The organism is Cytobacillus sp. FSL H8-0458 (genome assembly GCF_038002165.1).
GTDB lineage: Bacteria > Bacillota > Bacilli > Bacillales > Cytobacillaceae > Cytobacillus.
In genome coordinates this window covers 1,178,106-1,197,725 of record NZ_JBBOBR010000001.1, presented here as the reverse complement: position 1 = coordinate 1,197,725, position 19,620 = coordinate 1,178,106, and the positions used below count along the sequence as shown (strand labels likewise).

Genomic DNA, 19,620 nt, shown 5'->3' with positions numbered 1-19,620 from the left:
CCTAATTTGAAATGAATTTACTTCCGGTTAGCCTTAAAGAAGCGAATGAACCAAGCTTTGAGTAAATGCAGCTTGAGGGTCTTCGAGTATTTGATCTGTCAGCCCCTGTTCAATAACACGGCCTTCCAGCATGACCAATGTTCTGTCGGCAAGCATGCGGATAACACCTAAATCGTGCGAAACCAGCACTATACTAATATTCATCTCGCGCTGCAGGCTTTTGATTAAATCCAGGACACTTGCCTGTACAGATAGATCCAGTCCAGTCGTAACCTCATCCAAAAGCAGAATTGGAGGCTGATTAGAAAGTGCCTTGGCAATTTGCACACGCTGCTGCATTCCCCCGGAAAAATTCTTTGGAGCTTCTTTCCGTCGGTGGACGGGTATATTCACCTTGCTGAGCAGCTCTGATCCCCGGTCTTCCATAAATCCCACATTCCTGCTTCCTGCCGCAATCAATTTTTCGGCAATATTTCCAATTGAAGAGAAGTCAATTTTTAAACCCAATAGGGGATTTTGATAAACTTTCCCCATTAAATGATTGCGAATATACCGTTTTTGCTGGGAAGACTCCACAAAAAGATTCTTCAGGCCATTCTGGTAGGAAGAAATATACGCTTCCCCTGAGGACGTTTCCTGGTCGAAGTACAGGCATTGCATTAAGGTGGACTTGCCGCTTCCGCTTTCTCCTACAATTCCAAGCACCTCTCCAGGGTAGACATCGAAGGACACATCCCTGCAGGCATAGACTGTTCCGCACACACTGCAGTAATTTTTTATCAGAGTCATAGGTTCAGGATTTCTGCAATGATCGCAGCCATGACCAAATTGCTTGTTTAAGTTTTTAACAGATAAGAGCGGGGCCTCAAATTCCGTCATTTAATTCACTCCTGCCTTTTCGACTTCGTTTACTATTTCACAGCAATAGCTTGTATCATTGCATTGATAATACGTTTCTCCTGTTGCCTCATCGATCAGTTCGTCAAGAAATACTCCCTCAGATCCGCACAGCCTGCAACATTTCCCATCAAAATTTTCCCCTTCAAACGGATAATCTTCAAAATCAAGGGAAACGATTTTCGTAAATGGCGGGACTGCATATATCTTCTTTTCGCGGCCTGCTCCCAATAATATAAGTGCTTCATTTTCATCCATTTTCGGGTTATCAAAGCGCGGGATCGGACTTGGTGCCATTACATAACGGCCGTGAACCATGACCGGATGATCTGCACCTGTTGTCATGCTTCCATATTTCATAATCTGTTCAAAAAGCATGAGCCAGGCACCGCTGTATTCCTTTTCCGCATGCAGCTTTTTCGTCTCATGTTCACTCGGTTCAAAATAACGGAGCGGTTCAGGAAGCGGCACCTGCAAAACAAGGATTTGGTCCGTCCTAAGCGGCACCTCAGGAATTCTGTGACGTGATTGGATGATGGTTGCCTGGGAGGTGTGGTCCGTTATTTGGACACCAGTTGTATCCTTTACAAGCTTTTTGATGCTGACTGCATTGACAGATTCATCTGAGCCCTGATCTATAACCTTCAATACATCCTCTCTTCCAATCAGTGAGAGTGTCAGCTGCAGGCCGCCTGTCCCCCAGCCCCTTCCAATCGGCATTTCCCTTGATGCAAAAGGAACCTGATAACCCGGGATTGCAATCGCTTTTAATGTGGCTCTTCTAATCTCCCGCTTCGAACCTTCGTCAAAGAAAGCAAAGTTATAGGCGTTATTCATATGCTTGCACCTCTTCCTGTTCTTCTGCATTCGCTTCTTTTGTCTTTCTCACACTGTCAAGCTTCGACTGGAACGTTACATAATGCGGCATCTTCAAGTGTGATATAAAGCCAGTTGACTCCACAGAATCAATATGGAGGAGGACAAATTCCTCATTATGGCTTGGGAAGCTATTATCAGGATGCTCCAGGCAATTATCGAGAATGCCCATAGCGATCGCTTTTGTTTCATTCTGTCCGAAACATAACCCGTATCCGATTTCAAACTCCAATTCCTTTTTGCCTTTTTCCTTTTCTGTCATGAATGGCATCAGCATTTCCGCTTCGGTTGCTTTAATCTCGCCAATGTAATATTCATCTTCATCACTGCCGGCTTCATTCGGATGCTCAATATTTATCGGGAGGCTTCCAACTCTCAGCTCTCCGACAGTTGGATGGAGAGCACCGTATCCTCGGATGACCGCATAGGCGAGTGAAGTAACAGCTCCCGTCTCTCCTCTTGTCAGAATTTGCAGGCGCTGGCTTCGGCTTGATGGGAACTCAAGGCTTTCCCTCGTCACATCATCCGGCTCAGCATCATTGTTTTCAAGTGGAGGAATCAAGCCTTCTCTTCTTAAATAATCCAGCACTTTAGGTAATACAAGATCAAGGTCCTGCTGCAGTTCATCAAACGGGTTATTGTCTGCAGCATAAGCTGAAAGCCATTCTCTTACCGTCTTTTCCGTTTCTTTCATTAAATTGAAATCCAGGAGCCGGTGGGTATAATCAGTTGTAGCCCCCAGGATCTGTCCGCCGGGAATATCCTTGAAGCTGGCTGAAATCCGGCGTTCCACCTTCATGTCCCCGGTTTCAATGATTTTCGAGCAGTACTTTCGCTGCAGGGTCGAGCGGTATGCCCGAAGCAGGAATACTGCTTCTTCCGGATTCCCTTCAGCCTGCTTGATCGCTAATGCAGCAAGCTTTTCACTATATAAGCTGCTTTCTGACATCACCTGATCGATTAACCCTCTCATGCCTGCTTCAATCTGTCCGGTTCCCAGCACTTGCTCCTTATGCAGCCTTTCGTATTTCAAGCGTTTAATCGACTCTTCAATGGCCTGTGTCCCGCCTTTTACTGCTACATAACCCATTGTTCCTCCACCTCCCTGCATACTGTTATTTGAGTCGTTCTTGGCAGTGATAAAAGCTGATGATTACTGTCCACGAATACCAGATCAACCCCGGTTGGATACTCTTTATTTTTTTCACTTCTTCTTTCAATCCAATTTCCTGTCAGGTCTATACTGATTCCTGTGCTAGTTTGAATGCCAGGCCCTTTTAAAAACAGGTCATCACCGGCCGTAATCGCTCCTGTTTCTGCTATAATCACTGCGGACTTGTGCGGGTTTAGGAACGTGCCTGGATTCGCATTTTCAATGGCATCTTCCAGCGAGCCTGCCCCGGCATCCTTCAGGAGAAATAAATAATCTGCCTGATCCGCTTGCACCGCTTTTGCGAAAGTTAATTGATTTATTTCGTTTTCAACAGCTGCAGCCTCACGGCCATACACTTTAAACGTAACCTCTGGATCAAGCAGCGTTAGTGCCAGCAGTAAAATCGAGCTTGAGCAGCCGGCAGCATTCTCTTCATCAAGCATCGCTGCCTCCTTGCCCAGGTCTGATATCAGTCCTGGCCTTGAGGAGCTATCAACTAATTTTCTATAAACAGATTGCAGGTCATGAACAACATCTAATTTCAAAGCCTGTTCCTCCTTCTATTAAACATCCATCGTTTCAAAGCTTACTTTTGTTTTTAAAATCGCTTCATTCTTTGCTTTTCTTTTTTGATCTATATAGTACTTTTCAATTTCGAGTATCCCGGCCCATGGTTTGGTTTCGGGAAGATCCCCGAGAAATGCCGCGTCAATCACGGCAAGATGATAAGCCAAATCCGGATGATCTCCTTTCACAATCCCCATGCCGATCTTTCCTTCCACCTTAGCCTTGCATTCTGTGACAAGCATTTCTCCTAAATAAAACAGGCTTTTCCTGGAAGTCTCCCGCACCTTTATCATCACAAGTCCATTTTCAGGCTCCTGTATGACAGATACTGAATATTTTTGCTCAATTTCTTTCGCTAAAGATTTTGCCAATTCATGTGAACCTTCAATCAAAATTTCTGTTCGCTGTTTTCTTTTCACCTTTTGGCCTCCATCTGTTTTTGTTCTGCATCTTAAATCTATCTTGTTGCCAAGCTGGCGGATGTTAAAGAAGTGTAAATTATGTAAGAGTTTTATTAACCTGATTTTTGCTCCAAGCCATATTTAAATTAAATAGGTAAAGCAATCGCTTCTATACTTAATTCTCGAGAATTCCAGCACTGTTCCCGTCTCTTTGTCCATGCAAAGGGACTCCAGCAGCAAAAGCGGAATCAAACTCGAGCATTGCAGGATTTTCCGTTCAGATTCATTCGGGAAAACCACACTCAGCTGACTTTGGCCCGATGCGAATTCTTTATAGCCTTGTGTTTTGTAATAATGGAAAATAGAGGTGATCCCGGGTCCATCCCTATCAATTTGCGGAAAGACAGATTTGGCTGCATAAGATGTATGCAAAGCAATTGGGCAGCCGTCCACGATTCTTAGCCGGGAAATTTTATAGACTTCATCCTGCGGATTGACTTTTAGCGCATGGAAAACTTCAGAATCAAAATTGATTTTTTCACAGTAAATATTCTCTGACCTGAAGTCATACCCAAGCTCATGCATCTTTTCGCTAAAGCTGATATCTCCTGTTAAAATCAGCGGAATCTGCTGCTTCCTATTTTGGACATAACTGCCCCTTCCCTGCTTTGAAAAAATGAACCCCAGATCCTGTAATTGTTCATACGCTTTCCTTACAACCATCCTTGGAATCCTATATTGATCTGCCAGCTCATTCTCCGAAGGGAGTTTTTCATTTGGTTTGTACTTCCCTTCCTTTATTTGGGTAATCAGCTCGTCTACCAGCATCATTTTTTCACTCATACAGTCAGCCCCTTTCGATATCCAGTCTAAAAAAAGAGTTTATATGGAGAGTTACGTAATTGTAATATTTTTATAAAAAATGAAAATGACCCAATCTTATTGTGATTGGGTCTTGTAAGGCTATGGTTTAGCTCCCGAATTTCCTGATGAAAGCTTCCGTATTATTTAATTCTTCAAAATGAGCTTCAAGCTTCTCCCTTGGCCAATCCCACCATGCAATTTTAAACAGCTTTGCAGCTGTTTCTTCAGTGAATCTTCTTTTCAGCGGCTTAGCGGGCACGCCTGCTGCAATCGTATAGGGTTCAACATCCTTTGTAACGACTGCACCTGAACCGATGACTGCTCCCGTGCCGATTTCAACACCCTTCATGATGATGGCGCCGTGCCCAATCCATACATCATGGCCTATTTTAACCCGGTTTGTACGGCGCCACTCAAAAAATTCATGATCATCCTGATCGCCGAAGCCATAGTCGGCTTTCCGATAGGTCATATGGTGCTGAGTCACCCGGTCCATCGGATGCTGAACAGGATTAATGCATGCATGAGAAGCAATGGAACAGAACTTGCCGATTTCTGTATAGTTGACTGTTACATCATCCATCGTATAAGTGTAGTCGCCAAATTTCGATTCGATAATTTTATTTCTTTCTCCGATTGACGTCCATTCCCCCGCATAACTGTCAATGATAAAGCTGGAATGATGTACCGTCGGTGAAACGGAGAGCTTTTCATCCTTTTTTGGTTTATAAATCATTGACATGTGAAAATCACACTCCCTTTTAAATGTGCTGCCTATAATCTCTGGCTTTTCAGTCTGTGCCGTCTCGCAGCTAATTCATGCACCCTCTCCACCCCTGGAGACATGCTGCCCAGTACAACCGGCTTCTCACCGTAAGCACCGTGAAAGTCGGAACCTCCAGTCATGGTTAAGCCATATTGTATGGCCAGTTTCCTTGCTGCTTCTTCATGCTGTACGCTATGAAGGGGGTGCCAGACTTCTATCCCTTGCAGGCCGGCTTCAGCCAGCTCTGGCACCTTTTCAAAATTTCCGTATTGGCCAGGGTGGGCAAGCACAGGCACACCGCCAGCTTCAAGAATTGCCTCAACAGCAAGTCTCGCATCCACATATTCCATCGGGATAAAGGCGATGCCTGGCGATTCTCCTTTTTGACCGCGGCTAAATAATTTTTTATAAAGTGAACCGTAAATGCAATCAGCATATCCAGACTCTATTAGGGCTGCCATGATATGCTGCTTATAAACTCCGGTTCCACCTTCAGAAAGCTCCAGACAGCGGTCCCATGTAATGCTGTAGCCTGCTGAAATCAGCCTTTGTACCATTTCAAACGAAAGCTTATGCCTCCGCTCAATGATCGGCTGGCACAGCAATTCGATTGCCTTATGCCCGGGTTCGATAAAATAGCCCAGTATGTGAACCCGGCGACCCCTGTCAAAATCAAAAGCAGAAATTTCAATACCAGGGATCACCTCTACTCCATACCTCTTTCCTTGCTCAATAGCTTCCTGCAGCCCTATTGTCGTGTCATGGTTCGTAATGGCCAAATGTGTAACTTCATTGGCAATGGCCAGATTCAATACCTCATCAATTGATAGCGGGCAATCAGAAACATTCGTATGGCAATGCAGCTCTGCTTTCATTTCCATTCCTCCTATTCATAGCCTTTTTTACTAGAATAACTTGGTGCCAAGCCAGATAGGTTAATAGGATGTAAATTTCTGTTAAGAGTTTGTAATTTCATTTTTTCGTAAAAGTGCATCATGAAAGCAACTGACCGATATATTAGAAAAGTGAACGATATATTTAAATTCTGACCGATAAACTTCCGAAATTGGCCGATATCCCCATTTCTACTAGACTAGATGAAGCAGCAAATGTCTTATTTAACGGATAACTTTTAAAAAAACAGCTATTTTTCAAAAAAGCCTGCACAAAATAGGGCCAACTTCAAAAAAGTTGGCCCCTTTCTTCTTTGTTATTTCGTTTTGCTGCTGTCTTCCTGGTTCTCTGAAAGCAATTCTTTTGTTGAGCTTTTGAATTCCCTCAAAGTCGAGCCGAATGCCCGGCCAATTTCCGGCAGCTTCGATGGACCGAAAATGATAAGTGCGATAACTAATACTAGTATTAGTCCAGGTATACCTATATTTTGGAGCATCTTCATCCCTCCTGCTGAGTATTGTTACTAACCTTCTAGATTAAACGGTTTCTGCGGCAGCCAATGTTTTCGTCTTCCCTAAAGCTCTTAAAGGTCTCTTACATACATTCCCATAAGCATCCATTGCATGCACCTCAATTTGATAGGCTGTATTGGCCTGTAATCCTTCAATGGTTAACGTTAACGGATTTGGCACAGGATCTTTATAGAATTCCGAGAAAGCAAGAAATTCCTTCACAACTGCCTCTGTATTTGCATGCCTTACCACTACCCTGTAGTCATGAACCAGCAGATCATCCTTGGCTTGCGTAAACATAATGGCCATGGCAGTGGCTGATGTCATTTCATGATTAATGGATAGCATCGCATCTTTTGTAAAAAATGGCGCTTTCTTATCTCTGTCTTCTGTGTAAACAAATTTCTTCTTATTTGCCGGATAGCTGATTTCAAACGGATTTCCAGTCCAGTCATTATGATGAATATCACGGCGCTTAATCAGCACCTTATTATTATGCACCTCTACAACTAATGCCTGATTCAGAACATCTGCACCCTCAGGCACTTCCCCTTGAATTCTGCCGGCATCCAGCCACAAATAGGCGCCGGTTGAAGTCCCGATTGAAGTAAAATCCTTCTGGTGAATGATTCTCGGGTCATCAAGAGGATAGTGGGTATGACCGGAAAATGAGATAACTTGCGGATATTCCTTTAAGGTGTTGTAAAAAAGGTCTCTATTCTTAGTAAAACCCCATTCGCTTCCATAGACCGTCCCTTTAATCGGCTGATGATGAAAGACAAAAATCGGCTTCTTCCAATCATCTTCATGCGCAATCTTCAGCTGGTGACCCAGCCAATTAATCTGTTCAGCGGAAAAGGTGCCCTCTGTTAATCCATCTTCTGTTCCGAGAATGATAAAATGATAGCCTTTAATTACTTTGTGAAAGCGGATAGATTCCATGCCTGTTTTTGATAGGAATCGCTTTTGTGCGTCAGATACTGATAAGCCATTCCAATAGTCATGGTTCCCTATGGCAAACATCGGAACGGCACCTGGCTGTTTGCGGGCATGATAAGCTGACATAAACTTATCGAATTCCGACTCATATCCATAATCAGTTAAATCTCCCACAACCACAAAAGCATCCTGCTTCGGTACAGCCTTATTTAATTGTTCCAAGGTAGTTATAAACTTTTCAAGAGTTTTATTGCTGCTGTTATGGATATGAACGTCACTGATAACCGGGAATACCAAGTCCGGCTTGCCGGCAGAATTCATTATCGAAGCAGAAGAGGCTGCACTTGCTGTAATTACATTAAGAGAGTTAGCAAGAGATAATCCGATTGTTGCACTGGCAGCCAAGGTCGTTTTCTGCAAAAAAGCACGGCGGTCCATTTCTCTTGAAAAAATATTACCATCTTTGTCAGCATTCCGGATTTCTTTCATGTTTTATAAGCTCCTTCATCAATTTTTCGAGATTTCTATAAAAATCTGTTTAGCCTATTTTTCCTCCAGCGGCAGCGGATCCATGCTCTGGTCGTTGGCTGTTAAATCAATTCCGTAGTCTTTGGCAAAAACCATATGTGTATCGGCCAAAACACCTTCATGATTCTCATCTAAATTAAACACTCTCGCACCCCGAAGTCTGTTTCTGTCGGGGCCTGAAAGACCGTAAGTGCCAAAGCCGGTATTTCCGGCATATCCGAGAAGAATTCCATAGTAGTTTCCGCAATATGTATTTATATGGTCATGGCCGCAGAATACTCCCTTTACATCCCCTCTTTCCAGCATAGCTGTGAAAAGACCGCTGTTGATCGGGCCGGGACACTCATCTTCATTCCGCTCTCCATTGATTTGATGCCTGGCCACAGCCAAATCATGCCCTGCCTGTGTACGTCCATCCACACTTCCCCACCACATAAAACGGTGCTCCCATAGAGGAATATGAATGAATACAAGAGAAGGCACTTTATAGCCATACCGCTTTTCTATTGCTTTGGATCTTTCGTAATACCAATTGACCTGATTAAATCGCAGCCAATCCCATGTTGGATAGCCCTTGAAATCCTGCCCGGCGATCGTTTGAGGGGCATATCTGCCGCTGTCTAAAAGCCAAAGATTAAATGCTGCCTTATTCCCTCTGGATTTTTTGATTAATAGATTCATATTACCTGTTCCCGTAAGATCTTTTTGTCCAGGAGTGTTCATATTATACTTGTATTTCATATAGAACTTGAGCATGCCGCTCTCATCCATGCCGCTCTTTGGAGTTGAGTCCTCATCGTGATTTCCAAACGTAGCCGCCCAGCGGATCTTCCTTTGCTCCATTGGCTGGACAACATTATTCATCGCTTGCATCATTTCTAATTCTGTATCACAGCCGCCTGTTATATTGTCACCATTTAAAACGACAAAATCAGGCTTCTCGGAATCCAGCACCTTTTCCATCAGCTGTATGGTCCGTCTGTCGATCCGTTCGTCATCCTGCGTATCATTAAATTGTACAATTTTAAATTTCCCATTTGAGTTGAAGGAAAGTCTCGGTCCTTCCAGCTTTTCACTTATCTCTTCCGCCTGGACCCTGCTTTCGAATAAGTCTCCTGGTAAACCTGCGGCTGCCATGGTTAAAGCCAGTGTCCCTGCTCCGCCCGCTTTAATAAATGTCCTTCTATCCATCCCTTTGCTTTCATTTTCTTTCTTCATCAGCCTTACCTCCATGAATTGATAAATAATTTTCCCCTACGGTTAAAATCCTAGAATAAATCTATTAAAGAAGTATTAATATCAATAGATTGTTTAGTAAAGAAAACAAAGGCAAAAAGACAAACAAAAATAGGATTTTGAATAATTCATTGGAGATTAATAGGAATAAAGAATGGAATTCGGGACTTTCCTCTCTTTGTATTCTTTTGTTTTCCTTTCTGTTTTAAAACTTTTAAATAAATTAATATTTTTGACCTCAATTTTTAAAACTTCAGCCCTATACTAATCCATAACATGAAAGCGGGGGCTGCTATTTATGAAAAAAGGGATTGTTGCGGAAAGGCACAGGAGAATTATCAGGGAATTAGAAATTAAAAATAAAGTGAGTGTTGCGGAGCTCTCCAGGAAATTAAGTGTAACGCCTGAAACAATCCGGAGTGACTTGAGACGGCTCGAGAAGAGAAACAAATTGCGAAGAATCCATGGAGGAGCGATATGTTATTTTGGCTTAGAGAAGGAGCAGCAATTAAATAAAAGGATTGGTATAGGCCTTCCCATCAAAAAGAAAATTGGTGAAGCTGCCGCAAGCTTTATTTCCGATGGAGAAACAATCGTTTTGGATGTCGGCTCCACAACTCTTCATATTGCCGGCTCGATTGAAAATGTTGAGAACGTTACGATCGTAACCAATTCCTTGGCTGCCGCAGATGTATTAAATACAAGAATGGAAAATAAACAGTTCAGTGGCAAGGTCATTCTGATTGGCGGGACCGTGAATCCCCTGCAGCGCTCAACATCTGGTTCACTAACTAACCAGATGCTGGAACACTTCTACTTTGACAAGGCCTTTATCTCATGTGGAGGAATGAACCGCGAAGGAATATGCGATTATGATATGGATGAAGCTGCTGCCTCCTCCATCATGATAAAAAGATCTAAACAGGTTTATGTGGCAGCCGATTCCTCAAAACTGAATCAAAGGGCATTTTTCCATATCAGCCCTTTTTCAGCTATTGATTTTGTTATAACTGATGCAGATTTGCCGCAGAATTGGCCGGAGGAGGAAATCAAGTTCAATGGGCTAAAATGGGTGAAGGTATATACATAAAATAAAAATCTGTCATCAGCCTGCGTGTTGTCATCTCTATCCAGATTGTTTATTCCCTTTTAAAAAGGAAACATTAAAAACATATAGGAAAAAGGGAGGCAAATAATATGAGCGAAAATACACCGCAGGATGTTAACCGCATTCAGGAGGAAGCACAAAAACAGGATCGGGAAGCGAAGAAAGCCCAGGAAGTTGTGGATGATGCCATTTCCAAAATGACTCCGCAGCGGCAATATGAAAAAGAAAAGGAGCAGAATAAGCGATAAAAAAAGCCGTAATCCTGCCCACAAGCAGGATTACGGTTTTCAATTGTCCTGGACTCTATTATGTTCGGTTCTCTGCAAATAATGCATCGGTAAATAAGTTATAAAAAAGACAAATAACGCAGCGGCTTCAAGCGTTACATAATACCAGACGCCATTTCCGAAAAATGACAGCAGAGTTTTGGTTTCTGTCGGGCTCGCTAAATAGAAAAAATTCGTCCCCAGCAGCAGATTTAAAAAGAAGACTGGCACCGCAATTACGTTAAGTGTTAAAAAGCCGGTCAGCACCGCTTTTTTCGGCACCCGGTATCCTTCAAACAAAATAAAATAGAGTACGGCTAATGGAATAGCTGAATGATGAAGAAAGTATTTGATGTAGCGGTAATGAGGAAATTGGTACACCATATCAGGTGTCACCATGCTTAAAATGGGAGGAATTGTACCAATGAAATACAGCAGCCAAAAAGCCTTGTGATTAGGTTTTAAAAACAGGTAAAGCACAATGAAAGTGCTCAAGGAACATAACTGGAGCGGCAGATTTGACACATCCCACTGATTTGTCAGGACCAGCCATACATGGTACGTCACTTCACAGGCAAGCAACGTAAAAAACAGCGTCCATTTAATGATTTTCTGATAAGCCCTGAGCGCCTGCCTGTAATACATCAGCCACCAGGCCGTAAAAAAGAAAAGAAACAACGTAACCAGATGCATAAGCGAAAATATTTCAAACCCCTGCATTCCCGTTACCGAAAACATGATGTGATCACCCCTCAATATTCATTGAAGTGCTGTTTGATTCATTGTATTCACGGTTGGGAAAATTAACACGGTTCAAATGCGGAAAAATTGAATCGATGCCCTCGGCATTAAAACTAAAAAATAGCAGAGGAAATCCAATCTGAATTCCTCTGCTATTTTCAATTTTATCCATGCAGTTCTTCAAAAGCCTGATATACATTGGCTTTTACCTGTATGCCATTCAGGTTAATGCCGAGAGTAACAATCGTCTGCGCCACTTCCGGTCTGATTCCGGTAATGATTGTCTTAACGCCGACAAGCGATAATGCTTCAATTACTTTAAACAGCTGATCTGCGACCATGGTATCGACAATCATTACACCGGAAAGGTCTAAAATTAAATGAGACAGCTTTAGGTGTGCAGATTGTTTTAATGTTTCTTCCATTAACAGCCGAGCTCTCCCTGTATCAATATTCCCAATTAACGGCAGGATGCCTACCCCTTTAGAAAGGGGAACAACCGGGACAGATAACTCAAGGAAAGCCTGCTTTGCATTCTCGAGTGTTAACTGATGGAAATTGACATAAGCCATGCTGAAACAATGAATGTAATGATCCAGCAGGGGATCTATTAAATAGACCACCTTTATAACCTCTGCAGCCGGCAACTCATGCTCCATCATTGTTTCTTCTAGTTCTTTCCAGATATATTTTCGGTAATATCCCGCATCTTTTAAAGTTTCATCCAAAGGGATCCCGAGCTTAAAGAAATACTTGCCTGTCTCCTTGCACCATTTTTCAATCTTTTCCATTGCTTCATCTTTGTTCTCATGATTCAGCAATGCTTCACCGAACAATTCAATAAACTCAGCCTGAATCTGAACAATGCGGGCTTCCAGTTTGTCTGCCCGAAGTCTCTCTGTGTCTGTCATCAAAACACCGCTCATTCGATCCTTATGCAGCTTTTTCGCTAATGTGTCCTTCTCTTTTAAAATCTTTTCCCCTAAAAGACGCATCTGATTATTCATGTTCTCCCCCTATAGCACCTTGATTTAATCCTATTAAACTGAGTCCGCTTCATCTTAAACCTAAACATATTTCTTTACCCGGGAATTTTGTAGGATAAACCATTGAATTTTAATAATTTCAGGACTTCATGTTGATTAACAACTAGCTTCCAGCCTGCTGCATCTATTATTTGGTCGCTATAAACCTGACATGGCTACCATTTTCTCTTCTCTACACACTCCTTTTCGTCCTCATAAACCCGTTGGCTACTATTTTCTCTTCTCTCCACTCCTTTTCGTCGTCATGTACCCGCGATGACTAACCCTGCACCCCCATCCCCCGCCTCTGACCGCCCATTTTCACCATGGACACTCACCCGCCTTATCCCGCTTGGAATATAGTATAGGAGTTAGAGGGGGTGACCAAGGTCAGCCATTTATATACTGCCAGCTCCTCCAGCCTGCAAAGTTTAGAAGATTGGCAGCTGAATGCCTTAGATAGATTCCAGAAAAAAATGACGGATAAAGATAAACCCTTCCCCTGCATCCCTGCAACCATCGGGTTTGTGAAAAATCAGCTGCGATATGGATTTGCGGACAATCCAGGAGATCCGGCCTCCATCCAGCAGACAGCATCCATCCTGAAGGAATTCACACGGCACTCAAGAGATTATGGAAGCTACACTTCACTGATCATTTTTTATAAACATAATAGTAATAATAGTAATTTGAGCGTGGAGGAATATGAGCAGCTTTTTTGGGATCAGCTGACGGGGCTGTCTGAGATTGATGAAGTGGAGTGGCCAAACGGGATCCCTAAAGATCCGCACGATCCGCTTTGGGAGTTCTGCTTTCACGGGGAAAAATATTTTATGTACTGTGCCACCCCAGCGCATAATAATCGGCAGAGCCGCCATTTTGATACGATGATGCTGGCCATCACACCGAGATGGGTGCTGCAGGAGTTCATGAAGAAAGAGACATTGGCATCCCGCATTAAAAATCAGGTTCGCAAACGGCTCCTAAAATATGACGCCATCAGCATCCATCCTGATCTGAACAGTTATGGCGCCGAAAACAATTATGAATGGAAACAATATTTTCTTCGCGATGATGACACCGCCATTTCCAAATGCCCCTTTCATCGGCTGCTGGAAACTTTCAAGTATAAATAAAAGGACAGAAACCGCTTCTGTCCTCTATTTGTCTTTTGGATCAAAATAAACAGTGCCATCCTGCTGGACTTGTGCAAAAAACACTTCTTCAACAGAGCGGATGTCCGCTTTTTTCAGTTCCCGGTCAAGCCAGTTTTCATCTAAATCTAATTTCGTCAGGTTTTCTGAATTGACTTTTCCATCAGCAATGACTTCTGTCGGCAGAGGAAACAGAGCCCTGTTTGGACTGCTGATGTTTAGATCCGTTTTCGTCACAGCCTGTTGACTTGCCTTCTTTAACACAGACAGGTCTCCGTTTGTTTCGAGAATGGCGTAATCTACATCACTAAAAGAAAAGATATCCTTTTGCCTTAACAGTGCCTGAAGCTCATCGAGGTCCACCCTCGCTGCTTTAAGAGCGGATTCCATGATTCTGCCTGCTTTTATGACAATCAGGGGATCCCCAGTTGTAACTGCCCGTCCCTGTTTTGATTTAAGGTCGAGCATATCCATTGCAATGGTAAAAAGCGTCCAAAAAACCAGTGCGATGACTCCATCCTTGATTCGGGTGCTTTCGTTCACAGCAAGGTTTCCGCCGATTGACCCGATTCCGATGGCGGAAGCCCAGTTGAAAAAGGTCATTTGCCCAATTTCCTTCCGCCCCATCAGCCTTGCCAGCAAAAATAGTACCAAAAACGAGATGGTTACACGGAGAATCGTTTCACTAACTGGCATACTAAAAACACACACCTTTCAAATTTAAAAGAGCCTTATGCCTCCCTAAAGAAATACAGCCAATATTAGGTCAACATTTTTATCACTTCATCAGCCGTCATAATCACAGCAAACTCTTTGTGCAATGCCGCGAGCTCCAACTCCTGCACGATCTCCGCCGAATGAACAACTCCCTTATGATCCGTAATATCAAAAGCGGCAACCGCATCTGACACCAAATAACTTATAAACCCTAAATTAGCGCTCATTCTCGTTGTGGTTGAAACACAATGCTGTGTGGACAGACCTGTGATGACAACAGATTTGATCTGCTGCTGCCGTAATTGGATTTCAAGCTCTGTGCCGATGAAGGCACTGTTTACATTCTTTGTAAAAACCTGTTCCCCGGATTTTGGTGCAAGCAGGTCCTTAAATTGGATTCCCGCTTCATTTTTGTGATAAAGAGGCGATTGCGGGTCAAGAGACAAATGCTTAGAAAAGAAAATGGGCCACTGCCGCTTCCTCCATTCTGTCAGCAGGCGAAAGGCATTGTTTTCAGCCTGGGGATTATTCCGCTTTCCCCAATAAGGGTCGTCAAATCCCTTTTGCATATCCAAAATTAAAAGTGCTGTTTTCATCCTTGTCCCTCCTCTTGTTAATATGATTATATTTTCTATATAAACCACTTGTTTCATGCACCGGGCTAATTGTAAACAGAAGTTGAGGTTCAGTTTATTTTCATTTTGTAAAATAGCCATTGAAAATATTTTAGGAGGCTTTTATGTGAAAAAACTGCTGCATGGGGTAACAGATTGGGTTTCCACCAAACGGGGAATGTGGATTACGATTATCGGCTGGCTTGTGCTGATGATTGGCTTAAGTGCAGGTCCGATGCTCGGGGATTATAAAACTAATAATTTCCAGTCACTTCCTGATGAAGCCAAATCCATTATTGCCCAGAATAAAACAGAAGAATATTTTCCAAACAAACAAGGAACTCCAGGCATTCTGGTTTTCCATAATGAAAATGGCGAGGTTCAAATCGAAGAAGCGAAACAGATTCTGGAAGGAATCATGCTTGAGGACATCGATGGAATCAAGACGATTATCGATATCAGCAAGCTTCCGCCGCAAGTACTTGGCTCTTTCATTTCTGAGGGCAAGTCCACCCTAATTGTGCCGATGGAGCTTGAACAGGGACTTGGCAATGACCAGTATGCCGAAATAAATGATCATGTGTCACAAGTCGGTAATAAAATTGCGGAGGATCTTGAAAGCACTTCCTTTTATATCACTGGTCCAGCCGGTATTGCCGGAGATACAGTCAAGCTGTTCGAACAGGCAGACTTTGTTCTCCTGATTGCCACCGTTGTCATCATTCTTGTCTTGCTTATAGCCATTTACCGTTCACCGTTGCTTGCCATCATTCCGCTTCTGGCAACGGCGATCGTCTACCAGGTCGTAAACCAGAGTGTTGCTTTAATGGGTGCCGGCGGACTTGAGATCAATAACCAGACGACCTCCATCATGAGCATTTTGCTGTTTGCTGCCGTGATTGATTATTCCTTATTTGTTTTCTCCCGTTACCGTGAGGAGCTTAACCATTTCGAAAACAAATATGAAGCCATGAAACATGCCATGCGGGCAACCGGCGAGCCTGTTTTCTTTGCGGGTGGAACGGTTCTTGCTGCCATGCTGGTTCTGTTCTTCGCGGATTTCCGTGATTATCAGAACTTTGCCCCGATTTTTGGAACGGCGATGTTTTTTATCATGCTTGCTTCCATTACACTGGTTCCAGCTCTATTCACCCTGTTTGGACGCAAGGCGTTCTGGCCGAAGGTTCCTAAATATGGTGCTGAAACAGAAGTTAAACATAGTGTCTGGGGACCCATTGCCAGATTCGTAGTGAACAAGCCCGGCCTCTCAGGCGGAATTGTCGGCATTTTCATGCTCATCACAGCGTTTAATATTTTCAATCTTGATTATGAATTCGACACCGTCAAGAAATTCCCGAAGGATCTGCCATCGCGGGTCGGCTATGAAATAGTGGAAGCCAGATATGACAAAGGCGAGCTGGCTCCTTCGACACTTCTGGTTGTCAGTGATCAGAAGCTGGCTGAAAACGATACAGCAGCGATAAGTGAAAAGCTGCAAGAATATGATGAAGTTGCCTCTGTCCGCCTGTCTGCCCTATCAGAAGACGGCAAGGCGGCAAAAATGAGTGTCGCCCTATCTATCAATCCATATTCAACTGAAGCCATATCCTTTATGAAAAATTTGCGTGACGACACACCTGAGCTATTAGAAGAAATCGGTGTGGAAGCCCAGTCCTACTATAGTGGGGTTACTCCGAAAATAGTGGACGAACAGGATGTCAACAATGATGATATACTAAAAATTGTCCTGCTTGAAACAGTTCTGATCCTGGCGCTGTTATTTGCACTTACAAAATCCATCAGGATGCCGATCTACATGATGGCAACTATTTTGCTTTCATTTGTCTCGGCTTTAGGACTGGGGATATTCCTTGTTGATGTATTATTCGGCTTTGAAGCCATCAGTTCACGTGTTCCAGTCTATTCTTTTATTTTCCTTGTAGCATTGGGGATTGATTATAACATCATCCTGGTTTCGCGTTTTATGGAGGAAAGGAAGAAAAATCGAGTGAAGGACGCTCTTGAAATTTCCATCCGCAATACCGGCGGCGTTATTTCTTCGGCTGGCCTCATTCTGGCTGCTACATTTGCCGCCCTGATGACCATGCCAATCGCGGACTTATTCGTCTTTGGCTTCATCGTTGCCATGGGAATATTGATTGATACCTTCCTTGTGAGAGGAATGCTGCTTCCGGCATTGATCTTATTTTTCGAAAAAGATAAGGAAACTTCCCGGGAAAAAAATTCGGAATAGAGTGAGGGTCCCTCCCTATTCCCTTTAAGGAGGCCCTGCTATGAAAATACTAGTCGTAGATGATGATGTTCATATACAAAAACTCGTTACGATCCATCTAAATCGTGAAGGCTATCAAGTGCTGCGTGCAGACAATGCTCAAGAAGCTTTAATGCTTTTAGAAGAGCAAACGGCAGATTTAGCCGTTGTCGATGTCATGATGCCTGGCATGAACGGATTCGAACTCACCAGGCTTCTGACAAACGACTTTGGTATCCCTGTTATACTACTGACGGCAAAGGGGCAGCTTAGCGATAAAGAACAGGGCTTCCTATCCGGATCTGAGGATTATATTGTCAAGCCGTTTGAAGTGAAGGAGCTCCTTTTCCGGGTGGCCGTTGTGTTAAGAAGAGCTGAGCGGGCGATGGAAACAGTCGTTAAAGCCGGTAATCTGTCCATTGACAGGAAAAGCTTTGAAGTGGAAATCAATCAGGAGACCATCCTTTTTCCATTAAAGGAATTTGAGCTCCTGAGCCTGCTTTCGGCACGAAAAAATAAAATAACACAGAGGGCCGCATTGATTGAACAGGCGTGGGGAGCGGATTATGAAGGCAGCGAACAGACTTTAAATACCCATATCAACCGAATTCGCGACCGGTTGAAAAAATACGGGGCAACCGTTGAGATTCAGACCATACGCGGCATCGGGTATAAGCTTGAGGAAACAACATGAAGACGCTCTACCGGAAATTCATTGCAGCCACACTTGTGATTTTAGCCATAAGTATCCTGCTTTCCTTCTTTTTAACAAACTGGGTCTATATGGCTTCTACTAAAGGGAAAATCGACAGACACAATGTAAGGATTGCAGAGGAAATTGCGAATGGCCTTGAACATATGCATTCCTCTGGCTCCACTTATGAAACGTACTTAAATTCCATGAGCAAGCTCGGCTATCAGCTCTATATCGTAAGTGAATCCGGAGATGGAGAATTTTTCGGGCAGCCTTTCAATAAGACAGATCTGCCTGAGGAAGCTGAAAAGGTACTGACCGACCAAAAGGTTTATCATGGGATGGATAGCTTTGCCGGCCAATTTCTGATGATGGGCCATTTTTCAAACGACCTTAAAAATACGGTCGGCGTCCCTTTTACCATGGACAATCAGAATTACGGGCTTTTTCTCCGGCCAAATAATAAGCTGCTTTTCTCGGACATTCACATGATCTTTGCGTGGTTCTTTGTTGCCATTGCCGTTGTCAGCATTACCGGGGTGATCTGGTTCGCCAAGCATCTGATCAAACCGATCACGAAGCTGACGGAGGCGACCAAGGAAATTACTCGTGAGAATTTCAACTTCCCTTTGAATATTGAACGAAGGGATGAAATTGGACAGCTCGCAGAAAGCTTCAGCCGCATGCAGTCTCAGCTGCAGCACAATGATGAGGCCCGGAAGGCATTCATCAATAATGTGTCCCATGACTTTCAGTCCCCTCTTATGAATATTCAGGGGTATGCGGAGCTTCTGCAGACACAGAAGCTGTCAGATGAAGAACATTTCGAATACGTGCAAATAATTGACCAGGAGTCGAAGCGGCTGTCCAATCTGACCAAACAGCTTCTGCTTTTGACTTCCCTTGACCAGAACTCCTATCCGATGAAGCTTTCAGAAGTTAAATTGGATGAGCAGATCAAGGAAACCATCCGCAGGCATCAATGGCGGCTGGAAGAAAAAGAAATTGAGATTTCCTACAAGCTCGCGCCGGTCATTTTTAAGGGGGACCCGGAGCTTTTGGTGAATATCTGGGACAACCTGCTGACGAATGCGATAAAATATAACTCACATGGCGGCAGCATTCTGATCAGCCTGTCTCAAACCCAAACAGCGATTGAAGTTGTTTTTAAAGACACCGGGATTGGAATATCTGAGGATGCCATCAGCCAGGTTTTCGAGCGCTTTTACCGGGTGGACTCGGCCAGGAAAAAAGATGGCACAGGACTCGGACTATCGATTGTAAAACAAATCATTGAGCTGCATAATGGGGAAATCAAAGCAGACAGCCAGGCTGGCGAAGGCACCACCTTTACCATTACATTTTTCAGGGAGAAACAACGGGAGGAATAAACACT

21 protein-coding genes are annotated in these 19,620 nt (G+C 43.5%); 6 read left to right on the top strand and 15 right to left on the bottom strand.

What is annotated here, in order from left to right; translation table 11 throughout:
• Positions 1 to 33: 33 nt before the first annotated feature.
• The 11 genes from NYE23_RS06090 to NYE23_RS06040 form a co-directional block, all read right to left on the bottom strand.
• Positions 34 to 879 (bottom strand): ATP-binding cassette domain-containing protein, encoded by an 846-nt coding sequence (locus tag NYE23_RS06090; RefSeq protein WP_341076250.1) that lies wholly within the window; start codon positions 877 to 879, stop codon positions 34 to 36.
• Positions 880 to 1,734: an alpha-D-ribose 1-methylphosphonate 5-phosphate C-P-lyase PhnJ gene (locus NYE23_RS06085; RefSeq protein WP_341076249.1), complete on the bottom strand. Its 855-nt coding sequence runs from the start codon at positions 1,732 to 1,734 to the stop codon at positions 880 to 882. It abuts the gene before it with no gap.
• Entirely contained in the window at positions 1,727 to 2,863 is a 1,137-nt protein-coding gene (locus tag NYE23_RS06080; protein WP_341076247.1) for a carbon-phosphorus lyase complex subunit PhnI, read from the bottom strand. Before NYE23_RS06080 ends, NYE23_RS06085 begins: the two co-directional genes overlap by 8 nt.
• Positions 2,851 to 3,471: a phosphonate C-P lyase system protein PhnH gene (phnH, locus tag NYE23_RS06075; protein WP_341076245.1), complete on the bottom strand. Its 621-nt coding sequence runs from the start codon at positions 3,469 to 3,471 to the stop codon at positions 2,851 to 2,853. Before phnH ends, NYE23_RS06080 begins: the two co-directional genes overlap by 13 nt.
• Positions 3,472 to 3,489: 18 nt before the next feature.
• Complete coding sequence (gene phnG / locus NYE23_RS06070; protein WP_341076244.1) at positions 3,490 to 3,912, bottom strand: phosphonate C-P lyase system protein PhnG; 423 nt, start codon at positions 3,910 to 3,912, stop codon at positions 3,490 to 3,492.
• 123 nt (positions 3,913 to 4,035) lie between these two features.
• Positions 4,036 to 4,737 (bottom strand): GntR family transcriptional regulator, encoded by a 702-nt coding sequence (locus NYE23_RS06065; RefSeq protein WP_341076243.1) that lies wholly within the window; start codon positions 4,735 to 4,737, stop codon positions 4,036 to 4,038.
• Positions 4,738 to 4,864: 127 nt separating this feature from the next.
• Positions 4,865 to 5,500 (bottom strand): DapH/DapD/GlmU-related protein, encoded by a 636-nt coding sequence (locus NYE23_RS06060; protein WP_341076241.1) that lies wholly within the window; start codon positions 5,498 to 5,500, stop codon positions 4,865 to 4,867.
• Positions 5,501 to 5,532: 32 nt separating this feature from the next.
• The gene (locus tag NYE23_RS06055) at positions 5,533 to 6,399 is read right to left on the bottom strand and encodes a PHP domain-containing protein (RefSeq protein WP_341076238.1); all 867 of its coding nucleotides are present in this window, start codon (positions 6,397 to 6,399) and stop codon (positions 5,533 to 5,535) included.
• Between the two features lie 335 nt (positions 6,400 to 6,734).
• Positions 6,735 to 6,914 (bottom strand): twin-arginine translocase TatA/TatE family subunit, encoded by a 180-nt coding sequence (locus NYE23_RS06050; protein ID WP_053435217.1) that lies wholly within the window; start codon positions 6,912 to 6,914, stop codon positions 6,735 to 6,737.
• Positions 6,915 to 6,954: 40 nt separating this feature from the next.
• Positions 6,955 to 8,358, bottom strand: a complete 1,404-nt coding sequence (locus NYE23_RS06045; RefSeq protein WP_341076233.1) for a metallophosphoesterase — start codon at positions 8,356 to 8,358, stop codon at positions 6,955 to 6,957.
• 54 nt (positions 8,359 to 8,412) lie between these two features.
• Complete coding sequence (locus tag NYE23_RS06040) at positions 8,413 to 9,615, bottom strand: metallophosphoesterase (protein WP_341076231.1); 1,203 nt, start codon at positions 9,613 to 9,615, stop codon at positions 8,413 to 8,415.
• Positions 9,616 to 9,931: 316 nt separating this feature from the next.
• Here NYE23_RS06040 and NYE23_RS06035 point away from each other — a divergent pair, with 316 nt between their 5' ends.
• Both NYE23_RS06035 and NYE23_RS06030 read left to right on the top strand, forming a co-directional pair.
• Positions 9,932 to 10,723 (top strand): DeoR/GlpR family DNA-binding transcription regulator, encoded by a 792-nt coding sequence (locus tag NYE23_RS06035; protein ID WP_341076229.1) that lies wholly within the window; start codon positions 9,932 to 9,934, stop codon positions 10,721 to 10,723.
• Positions 10,724 to 10,830: 107 nt separating this feature from the next.
• A complete protein-coding gene (locus tag NYE23_RS06030) occupies positions 10,831 to 10,989 on the top strand; it encodes a DUF1682 domain-containing protein (RefSeq protein WP_163140746.1) in 159 nt (52 codons plus the stop codon).
• 39 nt (positions 10,990 to 11,028) lie between these two features.
• On the opposite strand, the gene NYE23_RS06025 is transcribed toward NYE23_RS06030, so the two are convergent.
• Positions 11,029 to 11,745 carry a YwaF family protein gene (locus tag NYE23_RS06025; RefSeq protein WP_341076222.1) on the bottom strand — a complete coding sequence of 239 codons (717 nt, stop codon included), beginning with the start codon at positions 11,743 to 11,745 and terminating at the stop codon, positions 11,029 to 11,031.
• Positions 11,746 to 11,912: 167 nt separating this feature from the next.
• On the bottom strand, positions 11,913 to 12,755 hold the full coding sequence (locus NYE23_RS06020) for an STAS domain-containing protein (RefSeq protein WP_341076220.1): 843 nt from the start codon (positions 12,753 to 12,755) through the stop codon (positions 11,913 to 11,915).
• A 398-nt stretch (positions 12,756 to 13,153) separates the two neighbouring features.
• On the opposite strand from NYE23_RS06020, the gene NYE23_RS06015 reads away from it, so the two are divergent.
• Positions 13,154 to 13,909: a YqcI/YcgG family protein gene (locus NYE23_RS06015; protein WP_341076218.1), complete on the top strand. Its 756-nt coding sequence runs from the start codon at positions 13,154 to 13,156 to the stop codon at positions 13,907 to 13,909.
• A 24-nt stretch (positions 13,910 to 13,933) separates the two neighbouring features.
• Here the strand turns inward: NYE23_RS06015 and NYE23_RS06010 are convergent, their stop codons facing one another.
• Both NYE23_RS06010 and NYE23_RS06005 read right to left on the bottom strand, forming a co-directional pair.
• Complete coding sequence (locus NYE23_RS06010; RefSeq protein WP_341076215.1) at positions 13,934 to 14,623, bottom strand: DUF421 domain-containing protein; 690 nt, start codon at positions 14,621 to 14,623, stop codon at positions 13,934 to 13,936.
• 65 nt (positions 14,624 to 14,688) lie between these two features.
• Positions 14,689 to 15,240 (bottom strand): cysteine hydrolase family protein, encoded by a 552-nt coding sequence (locus NYE23_RS06005; RefSeq protein WP_341076213.1) that lies wholly within the window; start codon positions 15,238 to 15,240, stop codon positions 14,689 to 14,691.
• Between the two features lie 145 nt (positions 15,241 to 15,385).
• On the opposite strand from NYE23_RS06005, the gene NYE23_RS06000 reads away from it, so the two are divergent.
• The 3 genes from NYE23_RS06000 to NYE23_RS05990 are packed head-to-tail and all read left to right on the top strand — an operon-like array spanning position 15,386 to position 19,615.
• On the top strand, positions 15,386 to 17,512 hold the full coding sequence (locus NYE23_RS06000) for an MMPL family transporter (protein WP_341076211.1): 2,127 nt from the start codon (positions 15,386 to 15,388) through the stop codon (positions 17,510 to 17,512).
• 40 nt (positions 17,513 to 17,552) lie between these two features.
• Positions 17,553 to 18,224 (top strand): response regulator transcription factor, encoded by a 672-nt coding sequence (locus tag NYE23_RS05995; RefSeq protein WP_341076210.1) that lies wholly within the window; start codon positions 17,553 to 17,555, stop codon positions 18,222 to 18,224.
• Positions 18,221 to 19,615, top strand: a complete 1,395-nt coding sequence (locus tag NYE23_RS05990) for a sensor histidine kinase (protein ID WP_341076208.1) — start codon at positions 18,221 to 18,223, stop codon at positions 19,613 to 19,615. The genes NYE23_RS05995 and NYE23_RS05990 overlap by 4 nt, the downstream gene beginning before the upstream one ends.
• Positions 19,616 to 19,620: the final 5 nt, after the last annotated feature.

Bases quoted from the DNA above. Each gene is read 5' to 3' on its own strand.
- NYE23_RS06090 (WP_341076250.1), bottom strand. From the start codon at position 879: ATGACGGAATTTGAGGCCCCGCTCTTATCTGTTAAAAACTTAAACAAG.
- NYE23_RS06085 (WP_341076249.1), bottom strand. From the start codon at position 1,734: ATGAATAACGCCTATAACTTTGCTTTCTTTGACGAAGGTTCGAAGCGG.
- NYE23_RS06080 (WP_341076247.1), bottom strand. From the start codon at position 2,863: ATGGGTTATGTAGCAGTAAAAGGCGGGACACAGGCCATTGAAGAGTCG.
- NYE23_RS06065 (WP_341076243.1), bottom strand. From the start codon at position 4,737: ATGAGTGAAAAAATGATGCTGGTAGACGAGCTGATTACCCAAATAAAG.
- NYE23_RS06060 (WP_341076241.1), bottom strand. From the start codon at position 5,500: ATGTCAATGATTTATAAACCAAAAAAGGATGAAAAGCTCTCCGTTTCA.
- NYE23_RS06055 (WP_341076238.1), bottom strand. From the start codon at position 6,399: ATGAAAGCAGAGCTGCATTGCCATACGAATGTTTCTGATTGCCCGCTA.
- NYE23_RS06050 (WP_053435217.1), bottom strand. From the start codon at position 6,914: ATGCTCCAAAATATAGGTATACCTGGACTAATACTAGTATTAGTTATC.
- NYE23_RS06045 (WP_341076233.1), bottom strand. From the start codon at position 8,358: ATGAAAGAAATCCGGAATGCTGACAAAGATGGTAATATTTTTTCAAGA.
- NYE23_RS06040 (WP_341076231.1), bottom strand. From the start codon at position 9,615: ATGAAGAAAGAAAATGAAAGCAAAGGGATGGATAGAAGGACATTTATT.
- NYE23_RS06035 (WP_341076229.1), top strand. From the start codon at position 9,932: ATGAAAAAAGGGATTGTTGCGGAAAGGCACAGGAGAATTATCAGGGAA.
- NYE23_RS06030 (WP_163140746.1), top strand. From the start codon at position 10,831: ATGAGCGAAAATACACCGCAGGATGTTAACCGCATTCAGGAGGAAGCA.
- NYE23_RS06025 (WP_341076222.1), bottom strand. From the start codon at position 11,745: ATGTTTTCGGTAACGGGAATGCAGGGGTTTGAAATATTTTCGCTTATG.
- NYE23_RS06020 (WP_341076220.1), bottom strand. From the start codon at position 12,755: ATGAATAATCAGATGCGTCTTTTAGGGGAAAAGATTTTAAAAGAGAAG.
- NYE23_RS06010 (WP_341076215.1), bottom strand. From the start codon at position 14,623: ATGCCAGTTAGTGAAACGATTCTCCGTGTAACCATCTCGTTTTTGGTA.
- NYE23_RS06005 (WP_341076213.1), bottom strand. From the start codon at position 15,240: ATGAAAACAGCACTTTTAATTTTGGATATGCAAAAGGGATTTGACGAC.
- NYE23_RS05995 (WP_341076210.1), top strand. From the start codon at position 17,553: ATGAAAATACTAGTCGTAGATGATGATGTTCATATACAAAAACTCGTT.
- NYE23_RS05990 (WP_341076208.1), top strand. From the start codon at position 18,221: ATGAAGACGCTCTACCGGAAATTCATTGCAGCCACACTTGTGATTTTA.